At 62.1% G+C, this 16,788-nt stretch carries 20 protein-coding genes; 5 read left to right on the top strand and 15 right to left on the bottom strand.

The genetic code is table 11. The features are described 5' to 3' along the window. The first annotated feature begins 256 nt into the window (after window positions 1-256). Window positions 257-1,702, top strand: coding sequence for a TIGR00341 family protein (locus EI293_RS09535; RefSeq protein ID WP_125436924.1), 1,446 nt, complete (start codon window positions 257-259; stop codon window positions 1,700-1,702). Window positions 1,703-1,730: 28 nt separating this feature from the next. Here EI293_RS09535 and EI293_RS09540 read toward each other — a convergent pair whose 3' ends face one another. Beyond that, entirely contained in the window at window positions 1,731-2,414 is a 684-nt protein-coding gene (locus EI293_RS09540) for a spheroidene monooxygenase (protein ID WP_246010589.1), read from the bottom strand. A 239-nt stretch (window positions 2,415-2,653) separates the two neighbouring features. Next, the gene (locus EI293_RS09545) at window positions 2,654-3,166 is read right to left on the bottom strand and encodes a pyridoxamine 5'-phosphate oxidase family protein (protein WP_125436926.1); all 513 of its coding nucleotides are present in this window, start codon (window positions 3,164-3,166) and stop codon (window positions 2,654-2,656) included. Window positions 3,167-3,305: 139 nt separating this feature from the next. On the opposite strand from EI293_RS09545, the gene EI293_RS09550 reads away from it, so the two are divergent. Further along, window positions 3,306-3,914, top strand: a complete 609-nt coding sequence (locus EI293_RS09550; RefSeq protein ID WP_125436928.1) for an acyl carrier protein phosphodiesterase — start codon at window positions 3,306-3,308, stop codon at window positions 3,912-3,914. Here the strand turns inward: EI293_RS09550 and EI293_RS09555 are convergent. Beyond that, on the bottom strand, window positions 3,911-4,495 hold the full coding sequence (locus EI293_RS09555; RefSeq protein ID WP_125436930.1) for a hypothetical protein: 585 nt from the start codon (window positions 4,493-4,495) through the stop codon (window positions 3,911-3,913). The genes EI293_RS09550 and EI293_RS09555 overlap by 4 nt on opposite strands. A 33-nt stretch (window positions 4,496-4,528) precedes the next feature. Beyond that, the gene (locus EI293_RS09560; RefSeq protein WP_125436932.1) at window positions 4,529-4,969 is read right to left on the bottom strand and encodes a hypothetical protein; all 441 of its coding nucleotides are present in this window, start codon (window positions 4,967-4,969) and stop codon (window positions 4,529-4,531) included. Between the two features lie 191 nt (window positions 4,970-5,160). Between EI293_RS09560 and EI293_RS09565 the strand changes: the two genes are divergently transcribed. The 3 genes from EI293_RS09565 to EI293_RS09575 all read left to right on the top strand — a co-directional run bounded on the left by EI293_RS09565 (window position 5,161) and on the right by EI293_RS09575 (window position 8,672). Continuing rightward, entirely contained in the window at window positions 5,161-6,156 is a 996-nt protein-coding gene (locus EI293_RS09565) for an aldo/keto reductase (protein WP_125436934.1), read from the top strand. Window positions 6,157-6,525: 369 nt separating this feature from the next. Next, entirely contained in the window at window positions 6,526-7,437 is a 912-nt protein-coding gene (locus EI293_RS09570; protein ID WP_125436936.1) for a helix-turn-helix domain-containing protein, read from the top strand. Window positions 7,438-7,610: 173 nt separating this feature from the next. Next, on the top strand, window positions 7,611-8,672 hold the full coding sequence (locus tag EI293_RS09575) for an aldo/keto reductase (protein WP_125436938.1): 1,062 nt from the start codon (window positions 7,611-7,613) through the stop codon (window positions 8,670-8,672). Between the two features lie 242 nt (window positions 8,673-8,914). Here EI293_RS09575 and EI293_RS09580 read toward each other — a convergent pair whose 3' ends face one another. From EI293_RS09580 to EI293_RS09630, 11 genes are all read right to left on the bottom strand, one after another. Beyond that, window positions 8,915-9,430 carry an FKBP-type peptidyl-prolyl cis-trans isomerase gene (locus EI293_RS09580; protein WP_125436940.1) on the bottom strand — a complete coding sequence of 172 codons (516 nt, stop codon included), beginning with the start codon at window positions 9,428-9,430 and terminating at the stop codon, window positions 8,915-8,917. 228 nt (window positions 9,431-9,658) lie between these two features. Further along, window positions 9,659-11,641: an AAA domain-containing protein gene (locus EI293_RS09585; RefSeq protein WP_125436942.1), complete on the bottom strand. Its 1,983-nt coding sequence runs from the start codon at window positions 11,639-11,641 to the stop codon at window positions 9,659-9,661. A 92-nt stretch (window positions 11,642-11,733) separates the two neighbouring features. After that, on the bottom strand, window positions 11,734-12,009 hold the full coding sequence (locus EI293_RS09590; RefSeq protein ID WP_125436944.1) for a hypothetical protein: 276 nt from the start codon (window positions 12,007-12,009) through the stop codon (window positions 11,734-11,736). Continuing rightward, complete coding sequence (locus EI293_RS09595; protein WP_211339533.1) at window positions 11,984-12,349, bottom strand: DUF7710 domain-containing protein; 366 nt, start codon at window positions 12,347-12,349, stop codon at window positions 11,984-11,986. Before EI293_RS09595 ends, EI293_RS09590 begins: the two co-directional genes overlap by 26 nt. A 14-nt stretch (window positions 12,350-12,363) precedes the next feature. After that, a complete protein-coding gene (eutC, locus tag EI293_RS09600) occupies window positions 12,364-13,125 on the bottom strand; it encodes an ethanolamine ammonia-lyase subunit EutC (protein WP_125436946.1) in 762 nt (253 codons plus the stop codon). Between the two features lie 11 nt (window positions 13,126-13,136). Next, window positions 13,137-13,538 (bottom strand): hypothetical protein, encoded by a 402-nt coding sequence (locus tag EI293_RS09605; RefSeq protein WP_125436948.1) that lies wholly within the window; start codon window positions 13,536-13,538, stop codon window positions 13,137-13,139. A gap of 17 nt (window positions 13,539-13,555) precedes the next feature. Continuing rightward, window positions 13,556-13,864, bottom strand: coding sequence for a DUF433 domain-containing protein (locus EI293_RS22640; RefSeq protein ID WP_125437171.1), 309 nt, complete (start codon window positions 13,862-13,864; stop codon window positions 13,556-13,558). Window positions 13,865-13,894: 30 nt separating this feature from the next. Then, window positions 13,895-14,149 carry a hypothetical protein gene (locus tag EI293_RS09615; protein WP_125436950.1) on the bottom strand — a complete coding sequence of 85 codons (255 nt, stop codon included), beginning with the start codon at window positions 14,147-14,149 and terminating at the stop codon, window positions 13,895-13,897. Between the two features lie 10 nt (window positions 14,150-14,159). Then, window positions 14,160-14,636 carry a cupin domain-containing protein gene (locus tag EI293_RS09620; RefSeq protein WP_125436952.1) on the bottom strand — a complete coding sequence of 159 codons (477 nt, stop codon included), beginning with the start codon at window positions 14,634-14,636 and terminating at the stop codon, window positions 14,160-14,162. A 167-nt stretch (window positions 14,637-14,803) separates the two neighbouring features. After that, a complete protein-coding gene (locus EI293_RS09625; RefSeq protein WP_125436954.1) occupies window positions 14,804-15,172 on the bottom strand; it encodes a VOC family protein in 369 nt (122 codons plus the stop codon). 80 nt (window positions 15,173-15,252) lie between these two features. After that, window positions 15,253-16,635: an ethanolamine ammonia-lyase subunit EutB gene (locus tag EI293_RS09630; protein ID WP_125436956.1), complete on the bottom strand. Its 1,383-nt coding sequence runs from the start codon at window positions 16,633-16,635 to the stop codon at window positions 15,253-15,255. Window positions 16,636-16,788 lie beyond the last annotated feature (153 nt).

Genomic DNA, 16,788 nt, shown 5'->3' on the forward strand with positions numbered 1-16,788 from the left:
ATGTAGAGACGCGACACTTCGCGTCTCGTCGTTGCTGACGTTGTTTAGATGAACGGTGCGGTTCCGGCTCGTTCAATGGGGAGACGCGAAGTGTCGCGTCTCTACACCGTTCTGTTCGCCAGTTGAATCGTGCTGCGGCACCCGCTCCGTAGCCCAGGGTTTAAACCCTGGGCTAGTGAAGTCCGATGTGCTTCAGCCAACGCCCGCGCCACGCCACCGTAAGCACTCCGAACCCTCTGCCCAACCCCGCCCGCCTATGCCCCTGATGGAATACCCCGCCCTGTTGCTGCGTTTCCTGCGCCAGCGCTTTGATTTGCGCGACGATACTGCCGACCCGGACGTCATCGAGGAGAGCGTGGAGTCGGGCGTTTCGTTTCGGGGGACCAACCTGTGGGTGCTGATTTTCGCCATCCTCATTGCCTCGGTGGGGCTCAACGTCAATTCCACGGCCGTTATCATCGGGGCCATGCTGATTTCGCCGCTGATGGGGCCGCTGGTGAGCGTGGGGTACAGTGCCGCCACCAACAACCCCGACCTGCTGCGGCGGGCCGTGAAAAACCTGGGTCTGGCGGTGGTCATCAGCCTGATTACGTCCACGGTGTACTTTCTGCTGACGCCCCTGAGCGGGGCGCAGTCGGAGCTGCTGGCCCGCACCGAACCCACCATCTGGGACGTGCTCATTGCCCTGTTTGGGGGGCTGGCCGGGGCCGTGGGCCTCACACGCCGCGAGAAAAGCAACGTCATTCCCGGCGTGGCCATTGCCACGGCCCTCATGCCGCCGCTCTGCACGGCCGGCTACGGGCTGGCCTCGGGCCACTGGGAGTACGCGTTGGGCGCGTTCTACTTGTTTTCCATCAACTGCGTGTTCATCACGCTGGCCGCTTTTCTGGTGATTCGGTTTCTGGGGCTGCCGGCCCACCGGTTTCAGGATGAAACCCAGGCGCGGCGGGTGCGCCGCCTGATGCTGGCGGCGGCCGTGGTGGTGGCCGGCCCCAGCGTGTGGCTGGGCTACCGCATTGTAGAGCGCTCGGTGTACGCCCACGCCGCTGAGGAATTTGTGGCCAAGGAGCTGAATTTCGCGGGTACCTACGTGGTAACGCGGCAGATTGACCCCCGGCAGCGCGCCATCAACGTGCTGCTGGTGGGCCGCCCCGTGGATACCACGCGGCTGGGTGCGGCCCGACGGGAGCTGAGCCGCTACCGCCTCGGCGGCACCGCGCTGGTGGTGCGCCAGGGTTTGCAGGCCTACGATTCCTTGGATGCCCAGACGTTGCGCCAGAGCCTGCTGGAAGACGTGCGCGCCCGCCAGAGCCAGGCCCAGAGCCGCTACGAGGTGGAGCTGAACCGCATGCAGCAGCTGGTAGTAGCCGCCCGCACCGCGTTGCCCGCCCCCGAGGCCCTGCTGCGCGAGGTGCAGGTGGAGCATCCCGCCGTGCGCCGCCTGGCCCTCACGGTGCTGCCCCGCCCCGCCATCCCCCGCGACTCGCTGCCCGCCGATACCGTGCTGGTGGTCAGCGCCGAAATCCGCGACACAGTACCGGCACCGGAGCGGCAGCGGCTGGCCCAGTGGCTGCGGGCCCGCACCAACCGCCCGCAGGTGCAGCTACTGCTGACGCCCGTGCGCCGGGCCGCGCCTAAAGTGGCGTTGCCCGCCGTGCGCGTGCAGCCTGCGGCCCGGAAAGAGCCAAAGCGTAGCCGATAGATGAGCATGACGGGCTTTAGCACACTGTTTACCGGGCCACGCCGTCCCAGGTGCCTGCGGTGCGCAACACCCGGAAGCGGGCGAACAGCTCCTCGCCATACCAGTCTTCCTGGCGGGTGAGGCGGATAACTTCCTTGTGCTTGGGGCTGCGGTAGGCGTAGTCCTGCATGGCCTGAGCCGAGTCCCAGAGGCTTACGGTGGCCTGGCGCACCACCGGCAGTTCGCCCAGCCCGATGGCGGCGCGCACGCCCGGCGCGTCGGCAATAGAGGCACTCACCGGAGCCACGTAGCGCCAGAAGCGCGGCGTTTTGCGTAGTCGGATGGAGGCCCGCGTGAGCACCATCATCGGTCCATCGGCCGCGCCGGTTTCGTTTGCGTAATCGAACGGGTTCACCCCATCCCAGAGGCCGTGCGACTTGAGGGGAGCCAGCTCGGCCGTCCAGATTTCCGAGGTGCGCTGCCGGTATTGCTGCCACAGTGGGTGCTTGTCGAGGAACGCCCGGGCCGCCTGCTCGTCGTCCCACACGGCCATGAAGCCGTAGCGGTGCAGGTTGGGCAGGGCCCCGAAGCCGCCCGCGCCGCTGCCCAGCAGTTTCTGAAACCGCAGCCCCGGCACGCGCTGCAAGGGCCGCTGGGCCGTGCCCATCTGCGCAAAGCCCCAACGCCGTTGGTTGGGCAGGAGGGTGAGGATGGAAAGGGTGGTGAGAGGCAAGGGGCGGAGCTGGAGTTAGAAATGCTAGTTCCCCTCCTTGGAAAGGAGGGGCTAGGGGTGGTTGATGCTTTCAGAACTATTATTAGCGTTAGAAGCTGGCGGGTCGTTCAACGAATCAACCACCCCTAACCCCTCCTTTCCAAGGAGGGGAACTAGTTTCTAGCGCTAGTTGCACTGTCAAAACAACAAAAAAGGCCCGGAATTGCTTCCGGGCCCTTCTCAATAGCAGCAGGCGAAACCTACTTTACTTCTACTTTGGCGTGCTCGTTTACGTCGTCGGAGGTGCTCCGCTCGCCGGTGGCCAGGGCTTTCACGTAAGCTACGGCTTGGGTAATGAGGCTGCTGGGGGTGTCCCAGTACTCGCCCTTCTCGATTTCCACTTTCAGGATGTAGATGCTCTCGTCGTCCTTGCCTTTGGGGAACCAGGCGCGCATCGGCTCGCTCCAGAGCTTGTCGATTTCGGCCTGGTCGCGGTAGGCATTGGCGCGGCCCGATACCGACACGTACACGTTGTCGTCGGGCTTGCCGTAGCTCAGGTTCACGTGGCTGTCTTTTTTTACTTCGTACACCTTGGCCGAGTCTTTATCAGTTAGGAACACCAGGGCGCTGCTGCCGTCGGGTTTCTGGGTGTACATGGGGCGGCTGCGCAGGCTGCCGTCCTCATCCTGGGTGGTGAGCATGGCAATGCGCACGTCCTTGATTTTTTCGAGCAGGGTGGACAGGTCGTTGGTAACGTTGGTCTGGGTTGACATGGGAGGCGGAGTTGGGATAGAAAATTCAGCGGAAAGGCGGCCGATTACCGGGCCAGCCTGTTGGCTAGTACGGCCGGGCGCGGCTGCGGGTTGAGTCGGCCCGGTCCGATGCCCCAATTTTACCGTACTTCCGAACCGCATGAATTTCCTCGCCCACCTGCTGCTTTCCGGCTCCCCCGCCACCACTCCCGACTACGAGGACCTCGTCATCGGCAACTTCGCGGCCGAGGCCGTGCGGGGCCGCGCCGGCCTGCTGACCTACCCCGAAACCGTGCAGCGCGGCATCCGCCTGCACCGCTTCATCGACTCGTTCACCGACACGCACCCCGTCGTGCGCCGCACCACTGCCCGCCTGCGCGCCGCCGGTCTGGGCAAGTGGGCCGGCGTGGTATCCGACGTCGGTTTCGACCACCTACTGGCCCGCGACTTTGCCCACTACCACCCCCAGGAGCCGCTGCCCGAGTTTGCGCAGCGTCAGTACCAGCTGCTGCACCAGCGCCGCCACGAGCTGCCGGAGCGCCTCCAGGAAATGCTGCACTACATGCGTCAGCACGACTGGCTAACCGGTTACGCCCACCCCGAAGGCCTGCACCGCGCTTTGCTGGGCCTGAGCCGCCGCGTGCCCGCCGCCGCCGTGCTGGCTACCGGCGCCGCCGCGTTTCTGGCGGAGCTGCCGGCGTACGAGGCGGATTTTCAGGAGTTCTGGCCGGAGTTGCGGGCGGGGGTGGAGGGGGAAATGGCCATTTAGAGCATCAGCCGATGCCCGGAGTAACGACGCCAGGGCGCATCCCGGGAATGAAGTAGTTGGTTGACGATGCCGAGTTTGTCGGCCGACTGATTTCCCAGAATACCTGTCCAATAACCCACTATGCTGTCGTGCCTGAATTCGAACAAGAGTACTCTGGTGAATACGCCCACGCCGCCCACGTCGTAGGCCAGCAGACATGTGCTTTGGCCTACTCCTAAATAACGTAACTGCCGCCCGGGTAATCCTTTTTCAGCCGTACAGCCTGCATTGAAACGCTGTCCGTAATCAGCTACGGCAAACGGCTCGTTATACAGGCTGTCGTTTTGGTGCAGGAAGGCGGAAATAACGGGTGGAATGGCATTGGCTTTTCGGTGTTCGACCACGCTGTCACGCATGACGGCGGCCAGAAGCTGTGTAAGGTTTTGATTGGTAAGAATTGCGGCCGTATCGGGCGTGTAGATTGGGTACTGCTTGGGTGGGTTTGAGCTTGCCTTAACCGCGGAAGCAGCTGATGCAGGCTGTTTTGCGGCCTCCTGGCAACTCACTAGTAGCAGGCCGGTAAACAGCAAAAAGTGCTTCATAACAAGTAGAGTAATCTGCCCCAGGCCTAAGCCCTAGCGCGAATACGTAGCCTCAATCGTAACCTTCTGGTTCATGACGATGGCCGGGAGCTGGTAGTACAGCACCAGTTTGCGGCTGGTCAGCTCCCGCACTTCCCGCGAGAGGTCGGTGCGTGGGTTGGTGCCTTGCATGCTGATGGTGGAGCCAGCGTAGGTGTAGGGAGCCGTGAAATTGAGCTGGCTGCCCCGGTACTCCTCGAAGGTGCTGGCCGAAACGTTCAGGTAGTCGCCGGTAGTGCCGGGCTGGTGCTGCTCGGTGAGGGTCTGGCCCGTGCTGGCATCGGTGTTGATGCTGTGCTGGGTCACCAGCTGCCAGCGGCCGGGCAGCGGGGCCGGCTCGTCCTTCTCGTCTTCAGAGCCGCAGGCCATGAGCGTTGTGAGGGAAAACAGCACGGCCCAGGCGGCCGGGCGAGAAAACAGCGTAGAAAGGAGCATGCGTAGCAGGATGGAGAGGCCGGCAAAGAAAGAAGGAATATCCGGAAAGATACCGGGCAGTGGAAAATTGATTTGCCCGCTGCCTTGCGTCGGTTTGTATTGCAGATGCGCGGGTTTGTGTAGCTCCGGTAGGGCGGCGGCAAATGACCTTTGTAACGGAAAATACGTCACCCTTTTACGACTCCGTTACGATGAGCAACCTCAAACGAGTACCCCTGGGCAGCCAGGGTTTGGAAGTGCCAGTCGAAGGCCTCGGCTGCATGGGCATGACCAGCGGCGTCGGCGGCATGAGCGTGTACGGCGAGGCCGACGAGCAGGAAAGCCTGGCCACCCTGCACCGCGCCCTGGAGCTGGGCGTGAATCTGCTGGACACGGCCGACCTCTACGGCCCACTTCTGAACGAGCAGCTGATCGGCCGCGCCATTGCCGGCCGCCGCCCCGATGTTATTCTGGCCACCAAGTTCGGCTTTGAAGTCGATGACAGTGGCACCTTCACCGGCCAGCTCAACGGCCACCCGGCCTACGCCCGCAAGTCTCTGGAACGCTCCCTGCGCAACCTTGGCACCGACTACGTGGACCTCTACTACCTGCACCGCCAAGACCCGCAGGTGCCCATCGAGGATAGCATCGGGGAGATGAGCCGCTTTGTGGAGGAAGGCAAGGTGTGCTACCTGGGCGTGTCGGAAACGCCGGTGGAGGCGTTGCGTCGGGCCCACGCCGTACACCCGATTACAGCCTTGCAAACGGAATATTCGCTCTTCGACCGGGGCGTGGAGGAAACCGGTGCCTTGCAGGCGGCGCGGGAGCTGGGCATCGGGTTCGTGGCCTACTCGCCGCTGGGCCGGGGCTTTCTGTCGGGCGACATCAAGAGCCCCGATGATTTCGAGGCCAGCGACTCGCGCCGGATTTTCCCGCGCTTCCAGGGCGAGAATTTCTACAAGAACCTGGAGCTGGTGCAGAAGCTCGAAACGCTGGCCGCAGCCAAGGGCGTAACCTCGGCGCAGCTGGCGCTGGCCTGGGTGCTGGCCCAGGGCGTGGTGGTCATTCCGGGCACCAAGCGCCGCAAGTATCTGGAGCAAAACGTAGCCGCAACCCACCTGACCCTCAGCCCCCAGGAGCTGGCCGAGCTGGAAGCCATTATGCCGGTCGGTGGTGCGGTCGGCGCAGCGTATCCGGCTGGTTTCTAAGGTCCGGATGGATGTAGAGACGCAATATTTTGCGTCTCGTCGTTGCTGACATTAAAGCTGTGCGGAAGTCGGCTGAATTATAAAAGAACGTCATGCGGAGCTTGCCGAAGCATCTCGCGTGCTGACGCCGGATTACTCCTACAACATCAGCACGCGAGATGCTTCGGCAGGCTCCGCATGACGTTCTGATTATCGTCGGTGGCTTTTCGGATAGAGTCGGGCACGATGTAGAGACGCGACACTTCGCGTCTCCTCGTTGCTGAGGTTGTTTGTCCTGCGCAGTACCGGCCGTTCAACTGCGAGACGCGAAGTGTCGCGTCTCTACATCATGTCGGTCGACCTATCTTGCTCTTTCCCTGTTCTCCTGTTATGAAACCAGCCGCCCCGCCATTCCGCCTGCTTGCTTCGGTGAGCGACTTTGCCCAGCACTTCGGGTTTCCGCCGCCGGTGCATCCGCTGCTGTCGGTGATTGATCTGGGGCAGCACCGCAACCCGCCCGTGACGGGGCCGGCCCTGCGGCAGCTCTACATCATCACCCTGAAAAAGGGGCTCAAGGGCCGGTTGCAGTACGGGCACCGCACCTACGATTTCAGTGAGGGCGTGCTGGCCTTCTACGCCCCCGGCCAGGTGTGCGCCAGCGACCCGTCGGTGGATTTGTCGGAGCTGGAGGGCTGGATGCTGGTGTTTCACCCGGACCTGCTGCTGCGGCACCCGCTGGGCCGGAAGATCCTGGGCTACAACTTTTTCTCCTACCAGGTGAGCGAGGCTTTGCACCTCTCGGCCCGCGAGGAGCAGCTGCTGGAAGGGCTGATAGACACCATTCGCGCCGAGCACGAGCAGCCGATTGACACGTTCAGCCAGGACGTGCTGGTGGCCCAGCTCGACGTGCTGCTGAGCTACGCCAACCGCTTTTACCACCGGCAGTTCCTCACGCGCCGCACCGCCGAGCACGACCTGCTTTCCCGCTTCGAGCAGGAGCTGCACCACTACTTCGAGCAAAGCGCCGAGCGGCCCCTGCCCACCGTGCAGCACTTCGCCGACGCCCTGCACGTGTCGCCGGCCTACCTCGGCGATATGCTGCGCACCCTCACCGGCCAGAGCACCCAGCAGCACATCCACCAGACGCTCATCGAGAAAGCCAAACAGCTGCTGCTCAGTACGTCGCTGTCCGTGAACGAAACGGCCTACCAGCTGGGCTTCGAGTATCCGCAGTATTTCACCCGCCTGTTCAAAAGCAAAACCGGCTTCACGCCCGCCGCCTTCCGACTGTCGGTGCAGTAGGAGTGGGTAGATGGGGGCGGCTTAAAACGAAGTAGAGACGCAATATTTTGCGTCTCGTCGTTGAACAATTTGCGGACGGGGAGACGCAAAATATTGCGTCTCTACTTCGTTCCTGCTGCTCCCACTAGATGCTCCCATCTTCCCTGACGGCTACACTTTCCACCCCCTTTCCTATGCAACTGACTGATTTTCGCACCCTGGGCCGCTCGGGCCTAGTGGTGAGCCCGCTGGCGTTGGGCACCATGACGTTCGGCACCCCGCGCTGGGGTTCTTCAGATGAAGAATCTGCCGCCATTTTCCGGGGCTACGTGGAGGCTGGCGGCAACTTCATTGATACGGCCAACGTGTACGCCAAGGGGCGCAGCGAGGAGCTGGTGGGCCGCTACGTGGCCGAAGGGCAGCTGCGCGACCAGTTGGTGCTGGCCACCAAATCGGGGTTTCATAGCGGGCAGCCGGGCAATCCGCACGGCGGCGGCAACGGCCGTAAGAACATCCACCAGGCCCTGGAAGCCTCCCTGCGCCGCCTCCAGACCGACTACGTGGACCTGTACTGGCTGCACGTCTGGGACATGGTGACACCCGCGGAAGAGGTGCTCCAGACCCTCGGCGACCTGGTGCGGGCGGGCAAAATCCGCTACTTCGCCTTCTCCGATATTCCGGCTTGGTACGCCACCAAGGCCGCCACGCTGGCCGCCGCCCACGGCATTCCGGGCCCCATTGCCCTGCAGCTGGAATACTCGCTGGTGGAGCGTAGCATCGAGCACGAATACATGCCCGCCGCCCGCGAGTGTGGACTGGGCATAACGCCCTGGAGCCCGCTGGCGGCCGGGTTTCTGGCCGGCAAATACCAGCGCGCCACCGGCCCGGGCACCAAAGCGCAGGGCGAAGGTCGCCTCGCCGGTCCCAATCCGTTTCAGGACAGCAAGTTCACCGACCGTAACTGGCAGATTCTGGCGGTGCTGCAGGCCGTAGCCGCCGAGCTAAACCGGCCCCCGGCCCAGGTGGCGCTGGCCTGGGCGCTGGCGCAGCCCGGCATCACCTCGCTCATCCTGGGGGCCAGCCAGCTCACGCAGCTCCATACCAACCTCGCCGCCCTCGACCTGCCCCTGACGCCGGCGCACCTGCAGCAACTGCACGAAGCCAGCGCGCCAGCCCCGGCCTTTCCCTACGCCATCTTCACGCCCGCCGTCAATAGAAGCGTTTTCGGCGGTGCATCCGTGCAGGGTTGGCGTTAAGGTGGTTGTGTGAGTATTGGACGTCAGGCAGGGAGTAGTAGCCGAAGCCTTTGGCGTGCTGATGCTGGAACGATGTAGAGACGCAATATTTTGCGTCTCGTCGTTGAACGACCGGTATTGCGCAGATCAATCAACGTCAGCAATGACGAGACGCAATACTTTGCGTCTCGTTATCATCCCTATAAAACAAGAAGAGCGACCCTGACGAGTCGCTCTTTTTGCTTAGCAGAAAGCCGAGAAACCTAGTGCTGATGGCCGCCTTCGCCGTGTACGTGGCCGTGGTCCATTTCTTCCTGGGTGGCGTCGCGGACTTCGGCTACTTTGCCGTCGAAGTGCATGACCATGCCGGCCAGGGGGTGGTTGAAATCCATTTTCACGGCCGAGTCGCCGATTTCGACCACTTTGCCCTGCATGTGGTGGCCTTGGTTGTCGGCCATGGGCAGGAAGTTGCCGACCTGCAGCATCTCGCCGTCAATCTGGCCGTCGATTTCGAACACGTTCTTGGGGATTTCTACCACGGCCTGCTCGTCGTACTCGCCGTAGGCCTGCTCGGGGGTGAGCGAGAAGGTGAACGAGTCGCCGGGGTTTTTGCCGCTGAGCTGGCGCTCGAACTCGTCGGGCAGGCCGCTCTGGCCGAACAGGAACACCATCGGCGCGTCTTCCTCGGCCGATTCTACGAGGACTTTCTCTTGATTTTCGTCGGTTACGCTCAGGTCGTAGGTGATGGTAACGACTTTGTTTTCGCTGATTTGGGCCATATGCGGGGTAGGCGCGGGCGCGCCGGAGCATGGGGGTGAGGAATGTGTTTGAGTAGGCTAGTTACGGAATTAGCCCGGATTAGTCGAACCCATAACCGCCAAAGCTGGCCCGTGGCGGCGTTTTCGGGCTTATAATATTTCGGCTTTCCCGGAGGTGGCGCAGGCCTGTAGACATCCGGTTAGGGGCAGAGGCTGACTCCTTGCACGACGTGGCGTACTCCCGTTCGCCTACTGCATCTCCCAAGCCGTGCGGTAGGCCCCGATGCTTTCCACATAATCCAGGAAGGCCTTGTAGAACGGGTGACTGCCGAGCGTGCTGGAGTCGCCGACGAGCAGGAGCTTGCGGCGGGCCCGGGTCATGCCCACGTTCATGCGGCGGATGTCACTCAGAAAGCCGATTTCGCCCTGGGGGTTGCTGCGGGTGAGGCTGATGGCAATGATGTCGCGCTCCTGGCCCTGGAACGAGTCCACGGTGCCCACGCTCAGCATGCGGTGCTCCATGAGGCCCACCAGCTCGTCGTTTTCCTCGATGGCGTCCTTGAGGTAGTTGATCTGGGCGCGGTAGGGGGCAATGACCCCGATGGTGAGCAGGTCGGCTTCGTGGTCGGCCTGGTCGTAGGGCTCCAACAGCTGCGCCAGGCGCTTGAGAAGCAGGTCGGCTTCCTCGGGGTTGGCCGTGGAGCGGCTTTCCTCGATGGTGATTTCCTGGAAGCCGAAGCCGGCCGTATCCAGAAACTCCACGGCCATGTCGGGGGCGAAGCGCAGGTCGTAGTCGGGTAGGTCGGCGTGGGCCACGGTGGGGGCGGCTTGCAGCTTGCCGTCGTAGAACTGCTCGGAGCTGAAGGCCATAATCTGCTCGTGCATGCGGTACTGCACCTGCAGCATGCGGGCCGTGTCGGGCTGACGCACGATGCACTTCTCGAACAGCGTCTCGCGCAGACCGTCGCGGGCCGCCTTGTCGCTCTTCACGGTGGGCGGCAGCTGCTGATGGTCGCCGGCCAGCACCACGCGGTTCGCCTTCGTAATCGGAATCCAGCAGCCCGGCTCCAGCGCCTGGGCGGCCTCGTCGATGAACACGGTTTCGTAGGTGAGGTGGCGGATGGCGCGGTTGCCGGCGCCCACCAGCGTGCACGTAATCACCTGCACCTGCTCCAGCAGATCCTCCGTGATGTAGCGCTCCAGCTGGTCCGACTCCTGCAGCAACTGGTGGGCCTGCTCTTTCAGCAGGCGGCGCTGCTCCCGCTCCTCCCAGCCAAAATGCTTCTTGAATTTGCCGGCCTGCTCCCGGTACTGCTCGGCAGTCTGGCGCAGGCTGCGCAACTCGGCGTAGCTCTTGTGGGCCATAATCTGGGCGTCCAGCGTGTGCTGCAGCAGCAAATCCGACACCCGGGAGGGGTTGCCCATCCGGATGACGTTCACGCCGCGCTCGGCCAGCTTTTCCGTCAGCAAATCCACGGCCGTGTTGCTGGGGGCGCACACCAGCACCCGCCGCTCGCGCCGGATGGTTTCCAGAATCGCCTGCACAAGGGTGGTGGTTTTGCCGGTGCCGGGCGGACCGTGAATGATGGCCACGTCCTGGGCCGCCAGCACGTGGCGCACGGCCGAAAGCTGGCTCTCGTTGAGGGGCGAGGGGTAGTAGAGCGTAGCCTCAGCCTCGGGCCGGAACCGGGCCGGTTTGGCGCCCAGCAGCACGTCGCGCAGTTCAGCCAGGCGCGAGTCGTAGGCACCCATCACCTTGCCCAGGGCATACTCCATTTCGCGGTAGCTCACCTCGTCGAAGGTCAGGTCCACGCCCAGCTTGCCCTCGTCCACCCAGTCGGGCAGGTCTTCCTTGGTGGTCGCGAGCAGGATTTTGTTGCGCTTGACGCTGGTGACCACGCCCGAAAGCGTGGGCCGGTCGGAGCCCGAGCGGCCGGGGATGTTGCCGAACAGGGCCGCATTTTTGCCCACCTGAAACAGGTGCAGCCCGCTGGTATTGCCCTGGCGTTCCAGCTCAATGACGAGCTTGCCGCCGAAGCCGATGTCTTCCTTCGTGATTTTGACCGGGTACCAGGTGAGGCCCCGTTTCTGGCGCTCGGCAATGGTGGCCTGGGCGCTTTTGATTTTGAACTGTTCGAGGTCCTCCTGCTGCTCGAGCTTCATGAGGGCCTGCACCTTGCGCAGCTCCTTTTCGAGGGCGTAAGGTTCGGTATAGGTAGGTCGTTCAGCCAACAGCTTGGGTTCTATTGTAGGGTTGGTTTCTAACAACGAAACCGGGGAAAAGGTGGCCGAAGGTCGGGAGGATTTTGGGAATGAGCCGTTGGTCAGTCAGCGGTTGGCAACGTTGTTATGTAGCGCATGTGCTCATCGTAGATGGTTACCTCTACTTTCGGATACATGATCAGGATACCTGTGGCCCGACGCCGGGCTGCTTCCTCATCATTAACATCAACCTCTATGTACGGCACCGCAGTTGTGCCGGTAAGGTTCTGGAAGTAGGTCATGCAGTCCTGCATCAGCACAATACCGGTGGCCGCTTCGCAAATGAGCAGATAAAAGCGCCGCTTGGGTTGCTCATGCATCACACTTGCCGTCCTCATAGTGGTAGTGTTCCTGGCTGGCCGATGTGAAGCGCTGGATAAAGCCCGTAGTGTACTGCTCCGGTTTGGTTGGCTGGAAAATGCCTTCCTGTTGCGCCCAGTCATAGGCGCTGATTCCCAACGGATATTTAGTGAGGATGCCGCTCAATTGATACTGCTGGATAAACTCTTCTGCCTGCTGCCGGGAAGTGAATATGCCGCTGGTGAAACGGCTGCCGGCTCCGTGAAATACCCAAACCTCGCTCATATAGGAGTAGATGTAATGTGTGTCCAAGGTAAATGGAACCCAACGAAGCGGTAGAGATGCTTCGGCAAGCTCAGCATGACGTGCTGTTTTCACTCGTTATTGCTTATTCACTCGCCCAAGAGCCCCGTTTCATCCTTCAACGCCACGCCCGAGAGCTGGCGGCGTAATGATTCATGGATCAGGTAAAACAGCTTGTCGGCGGCGGCGGCGTAGGGGAGGCCTTCGGGGCGGATGTTGGAGACGCAGTTGCGGGCCTCGTCGGTGCGGCCGGGGCGGGGGGCGTAGGTGAGGTAGGCCCCGAGGCTGTGCGGGGCGCTCAGGCCCGGCCGCTCCCCGATGAGCATCAGCGCCAGCCGCGCCCCCAGCAACTCCCCGATTTCGTCGCTGAGGGCCACGCGGGCCTGCTCGGCCAGCACCACGGGCGCGAGGCGGAAGCCGGCTTGCTGTAGCTTCGGCAGCAGCTCACGCAGCAGGGGCAGGGCGTGCTCGTTCACGGCGGTGGCGGAGAGGCCGTCGGCCAGAATCAGGGCTACGTCAGCGGCTTCGGGAGCCGAAGCGTCCTGCAGCAGCTGCCGCGACTCCTGGGTTAGCTGGCGGCCATAGTCGGGGCGCTGGAGGTACTGCTCGCGGGTTGCGGCGCGGCTGCGCACGGACTGCGCCGGTAGCGCGAGGGCCGTCAGGCCGGCGGTGAGGCGGGGCAGGTCGAGGATGGAGTACACGGCGTCGCGGGCGTGGGCGTGGGCCAGCCGGAACGCCAGCGCCTCCCGCAGCGGCACGCTGCTGCCGGTGCGGCCCAGGGCAATGCGGGCGGCGGTGTAGGCGCGCAAGCCGGCCCAGGGGTCGTCGGGGAATACGGAGGGTTCAGGCATCATTACACGGGCTACCAGCCGCCGCCGGGCGAAAACAGGAATTCAATGGGTGTATCAATATCGTAAAGCCATTGATATGCGTCGAGATTCCCTGCGCAGAAGGGCTCTAAAAGACGAATCATGTTCTCATATTCTCCTTTGGTTAAGCGGCAGAAGAATTGATAGTTGTCGGCGGAGATAATACCGATGGATTCAGGGGTTACTTCCAGCGTCAGACGGCAATTGATGGAATGAATGAAGTCCATCGATGCCAGGGATATAGGAGCAGCGTCAAGCATGATTTTTCTGATAATATTATCTCGAAATTGACATGCCTCGTTTTGATCAAAATCGTATAGTCGAATAAGCTGGTCTGTCACAACACCGTTAAATTCGCCACCAGCACTTATGTCATTTAGGAATTCTAGCTTCATGTCATATTGAGTAGTGATTAAGGAAAATACTCTCTGAAAAGCCTGTCTGCTCGCTTCCAGTTATCTTGTTCATCACCGTCAGCCTCGCCTTCCTGCTGAACGCGTAGCGTGCAGTTATGACAGAATTTTATAGGCTTGTCTTTCACACATTGCAACGTTCGGCAGTAGTGTAAAGCTTGTCTGGCTTGCTGCAGTGTGATTTCATAATCCTGCAGCGCCTCATAGATGGTCGAGTTTATATCAATCTGACTTACAATATCACCGACTGCCAATCGTCGGTTTTCTAGTCGCGGTTGGCCCCACAGGCAATTTTCAGTAATGACTATTTCAGGAAACTGCTTGTAATTCGAAGAATTCTAGTGCTGCTCAAATTCTTCTTTTATGATTTCATAGGGAACAAAATCTATATCAAGAGGTGCTTCAGAAAGTCCTCCCAATTTATCCTCCACATAGTTTATATCATATTTTAGTACCTGCCCATTTCCAAAGACTTGTAACTGTCTTTGAACACATAGCTGCTCATCTGTTTCGAAATAAAAACAGGAAGTGCCCCAATTGTCGGTAGCTATATCTCCGGTGGTTTCTTCCCAGTACCGTTTGTAATATCTCATAGCGGTAATGCTAGGTAAACTGCTCCACCACTTCCGCCGCCTGCGGAAACTCCGCGACCAGCGCCGCCCGCTCGGCCAGCTCAAAATCGGCGAAGTCGAAGCCGGGGGCCACGGTGCAGCTGACCAGCGCGAAGCCGGCGCGGTGCGGCAGGTGGGCCGCAAACCACGTATCGGCCGGCACGACGGCCTGCGGTAACTCGCCGCGGCTGAAGTCGCTGCCCAGCACGAGGCGGGTGGGCTGGCCGGGCGTCAGCAGGATGATTTCCAGTGGTTGTCCCTGGTGGAAAAACCACAACTCATCGGACTTGATGCGATGGAAGTGCGACTTGTCCTCGTTTTCGAGTAGGTAGTAAATAGCCGTGCTCACGTTGCGGGTGTGCCCCCCTGCGCTGGTCAGGGTGTCGGCGGCGCGGTAGGTTTCGCGGTAGTAGCCGCCTTCTGGGTGGGGCGTCAGGTGCAGATGGTGGATGATATCCTGGGCAGTCATAGGGTCGGGATGAGCTGGGTTTGGGTAAGAGAATGATGATTGAACCTTCCAGAACGTCATGCTGAGCTTGCCGAAGCATCTCTACCGCTTCGTCAGGGGCATTTCAACGAAGCGGTAGAGATGCTTCGGCAAGCTCAGCATGACGTTCTGGATGTTATCGAACAGTGCTAGCCTTTAGTGAACTCGCCGATGTGCCACAGCACACCGGCGGGGTCGTGGACGAAGCACTCTTTGCCCCAGGGCTCGTGCTGCACGGGCAGCAACCGGACGCCGGCAAACTGCCCGGGCAGATCCAGCGCCGTCAGCTCCTGCCAGTACTGCTCCGCATCCTCCACTTCCAGAAACAGCATGGTGTTGTCCACCCAGTCCGCCACGTAGGCATCCTGCAGGTAAAAGCTCACGCCTCTCAGCGTAAACAGGCACATAGCCGGCGACAGGACGGTTTCGGTGAAGCCAAAGGCACTGTAGAAGCGGCGCGAAACGGCGTAGTCTTTGGCCCCGATGAAGGGCCGGAGGGAACGGATTTTTTGCGTCATAGGGAGTGTAGGGAAGGATACGGCTGTAGAGACGCAAGATATTGCGTCTCTACAACTGTGCGGAATAACAGCGCCATTCATCAACGGCCCAGCCCGCCCGCGCCCAGCAGCCGGTGCCCCGCTGACGCCGGGAGCAGCTGGCCTTGCTCCCCGAAAACCCCCTGCCGCTGGAGCCAGGCTTCGAACTCGGGGGCGGGGCGCAGGCCCAGGACCTGGCGCAGGTAGAGGGCGTCGTGGAAGGAGGTGGACTGGTAGCCGAGCATGATGTCGTCGGCGCCGGGGATGCCCATGATGAAGGTGCAGCCGGCCACGCCCAGCAGCGTCAGGAGCGTGTCCATGTCGTCCTGGTCGGCTTCGGCGTGGTTGGTGTAGCACACGTCCACGCCCATTGGGAGGCCCAGCAGCTTGCCGCAGAAATGGTCTTCCAGGGCCGCCCGGATGATCTGCTTGCCATCGTAGAGGTACTCGGGGCCGATGAAGCCGACCACCGAATTCACCAGCAGCGGCCGAAACTGCCGGGCCACGGCGTAGGCGCGGGCTTCGCAGGTCTGCTGATCGAGGCCGTGGTGAGCGTTGGCGCTCAGGGCGCTGCCCTGGCCGGTTTCGAAGTACATGACGTTCTGGCCCAGCGTGCCCCGGTGCAGGCTCAGGGTGGCCTCGTGGGCTTCCCGCAGCAAGCTCAGACTTACCCCAAAGCTGGCGTTGGTGGCCTCGGTGCCGCCGATGGACTGGAACGTGAGGTCCACGGGCGCGTCCTGCCGAATCAGCTCCAGGGTGGTGGTGACGTGGCCGAGCACGCAGGTCTGAGTCGGAATCTGGAACTGCTCCCGCACGCCGTCGAGCAGCTCCAGCAGCTGACGGATGGCGCGGGGGCTGTCGGTGGCCGGGTTAATGCCCAGCACCGCGTCGCCGCTGCCGTAGAGCAGGCCGTCCACGAGGCTGGCGGCAATGCCCCGGGCATCGTCGGTGGGATGGTTGGGCTGCAGACGGGTAGCCAGGCGGCCGCGCAGCCCCAGTGTATTGCGAAACCGCGTGATTACCTCCACGCGCCGGGCCACGCCAATCAGCTCCTGGTTGCGCAGCAGCTTGCTCACGGCGGCCACCATTTCGGGCGTGAGGCCGGGAGCGAGGCCCTGCAACGCCGCCGTGTCCGCCGCCTCCGACAGCAGCCAGTCGCGCAGCTGCCCCACGGTGAAGTGGCCGATAGGCGCGAAGGCCGCCGCGTCGTGGGTATCGAGAATGAGGCGGGTGACGTCGTCCTGCTCGTAGGGCACCAGGGCTTCGGTGAGAAATTGGCGTAGCGGTACGTCGGCCAGGGCGTACTGGGCGGCCACGCGCTCCTCGTAGGTCTCGGCCGCTACGCCCGCCAGCTGGTCGCCGGAGCGCAGGGGCGAGGCGCGCGCCAGCAGCGTCCGTAGGTCCGGGAAGGTGTAGGTGCGCTGGCGGATGGTGTGGCGGTACATGGTGTTAGTAGCGAGTAGGTAGTAAGGAGTAGCGAGAATCGTTCTGGCAGATGTAGAGACACGACACCTCGCGTCTCGTCGTTGAACGGGGTTCTAGCTCTAGTCGCCTCACCCCCCGACCCCCTCTCCGAAAAGGAGAGGGGGCTCTAGCTG

This window comes from Hymenobacter perfusus, from assembly GCF_003944765.1.
Classification (GTDB): domain Bacteria; phylum Bacteroidota; class Bacteroidia; order Cytophagales; family Hymenobacteraceae; genus Hymenobacter; species Hymenobacter perfusus.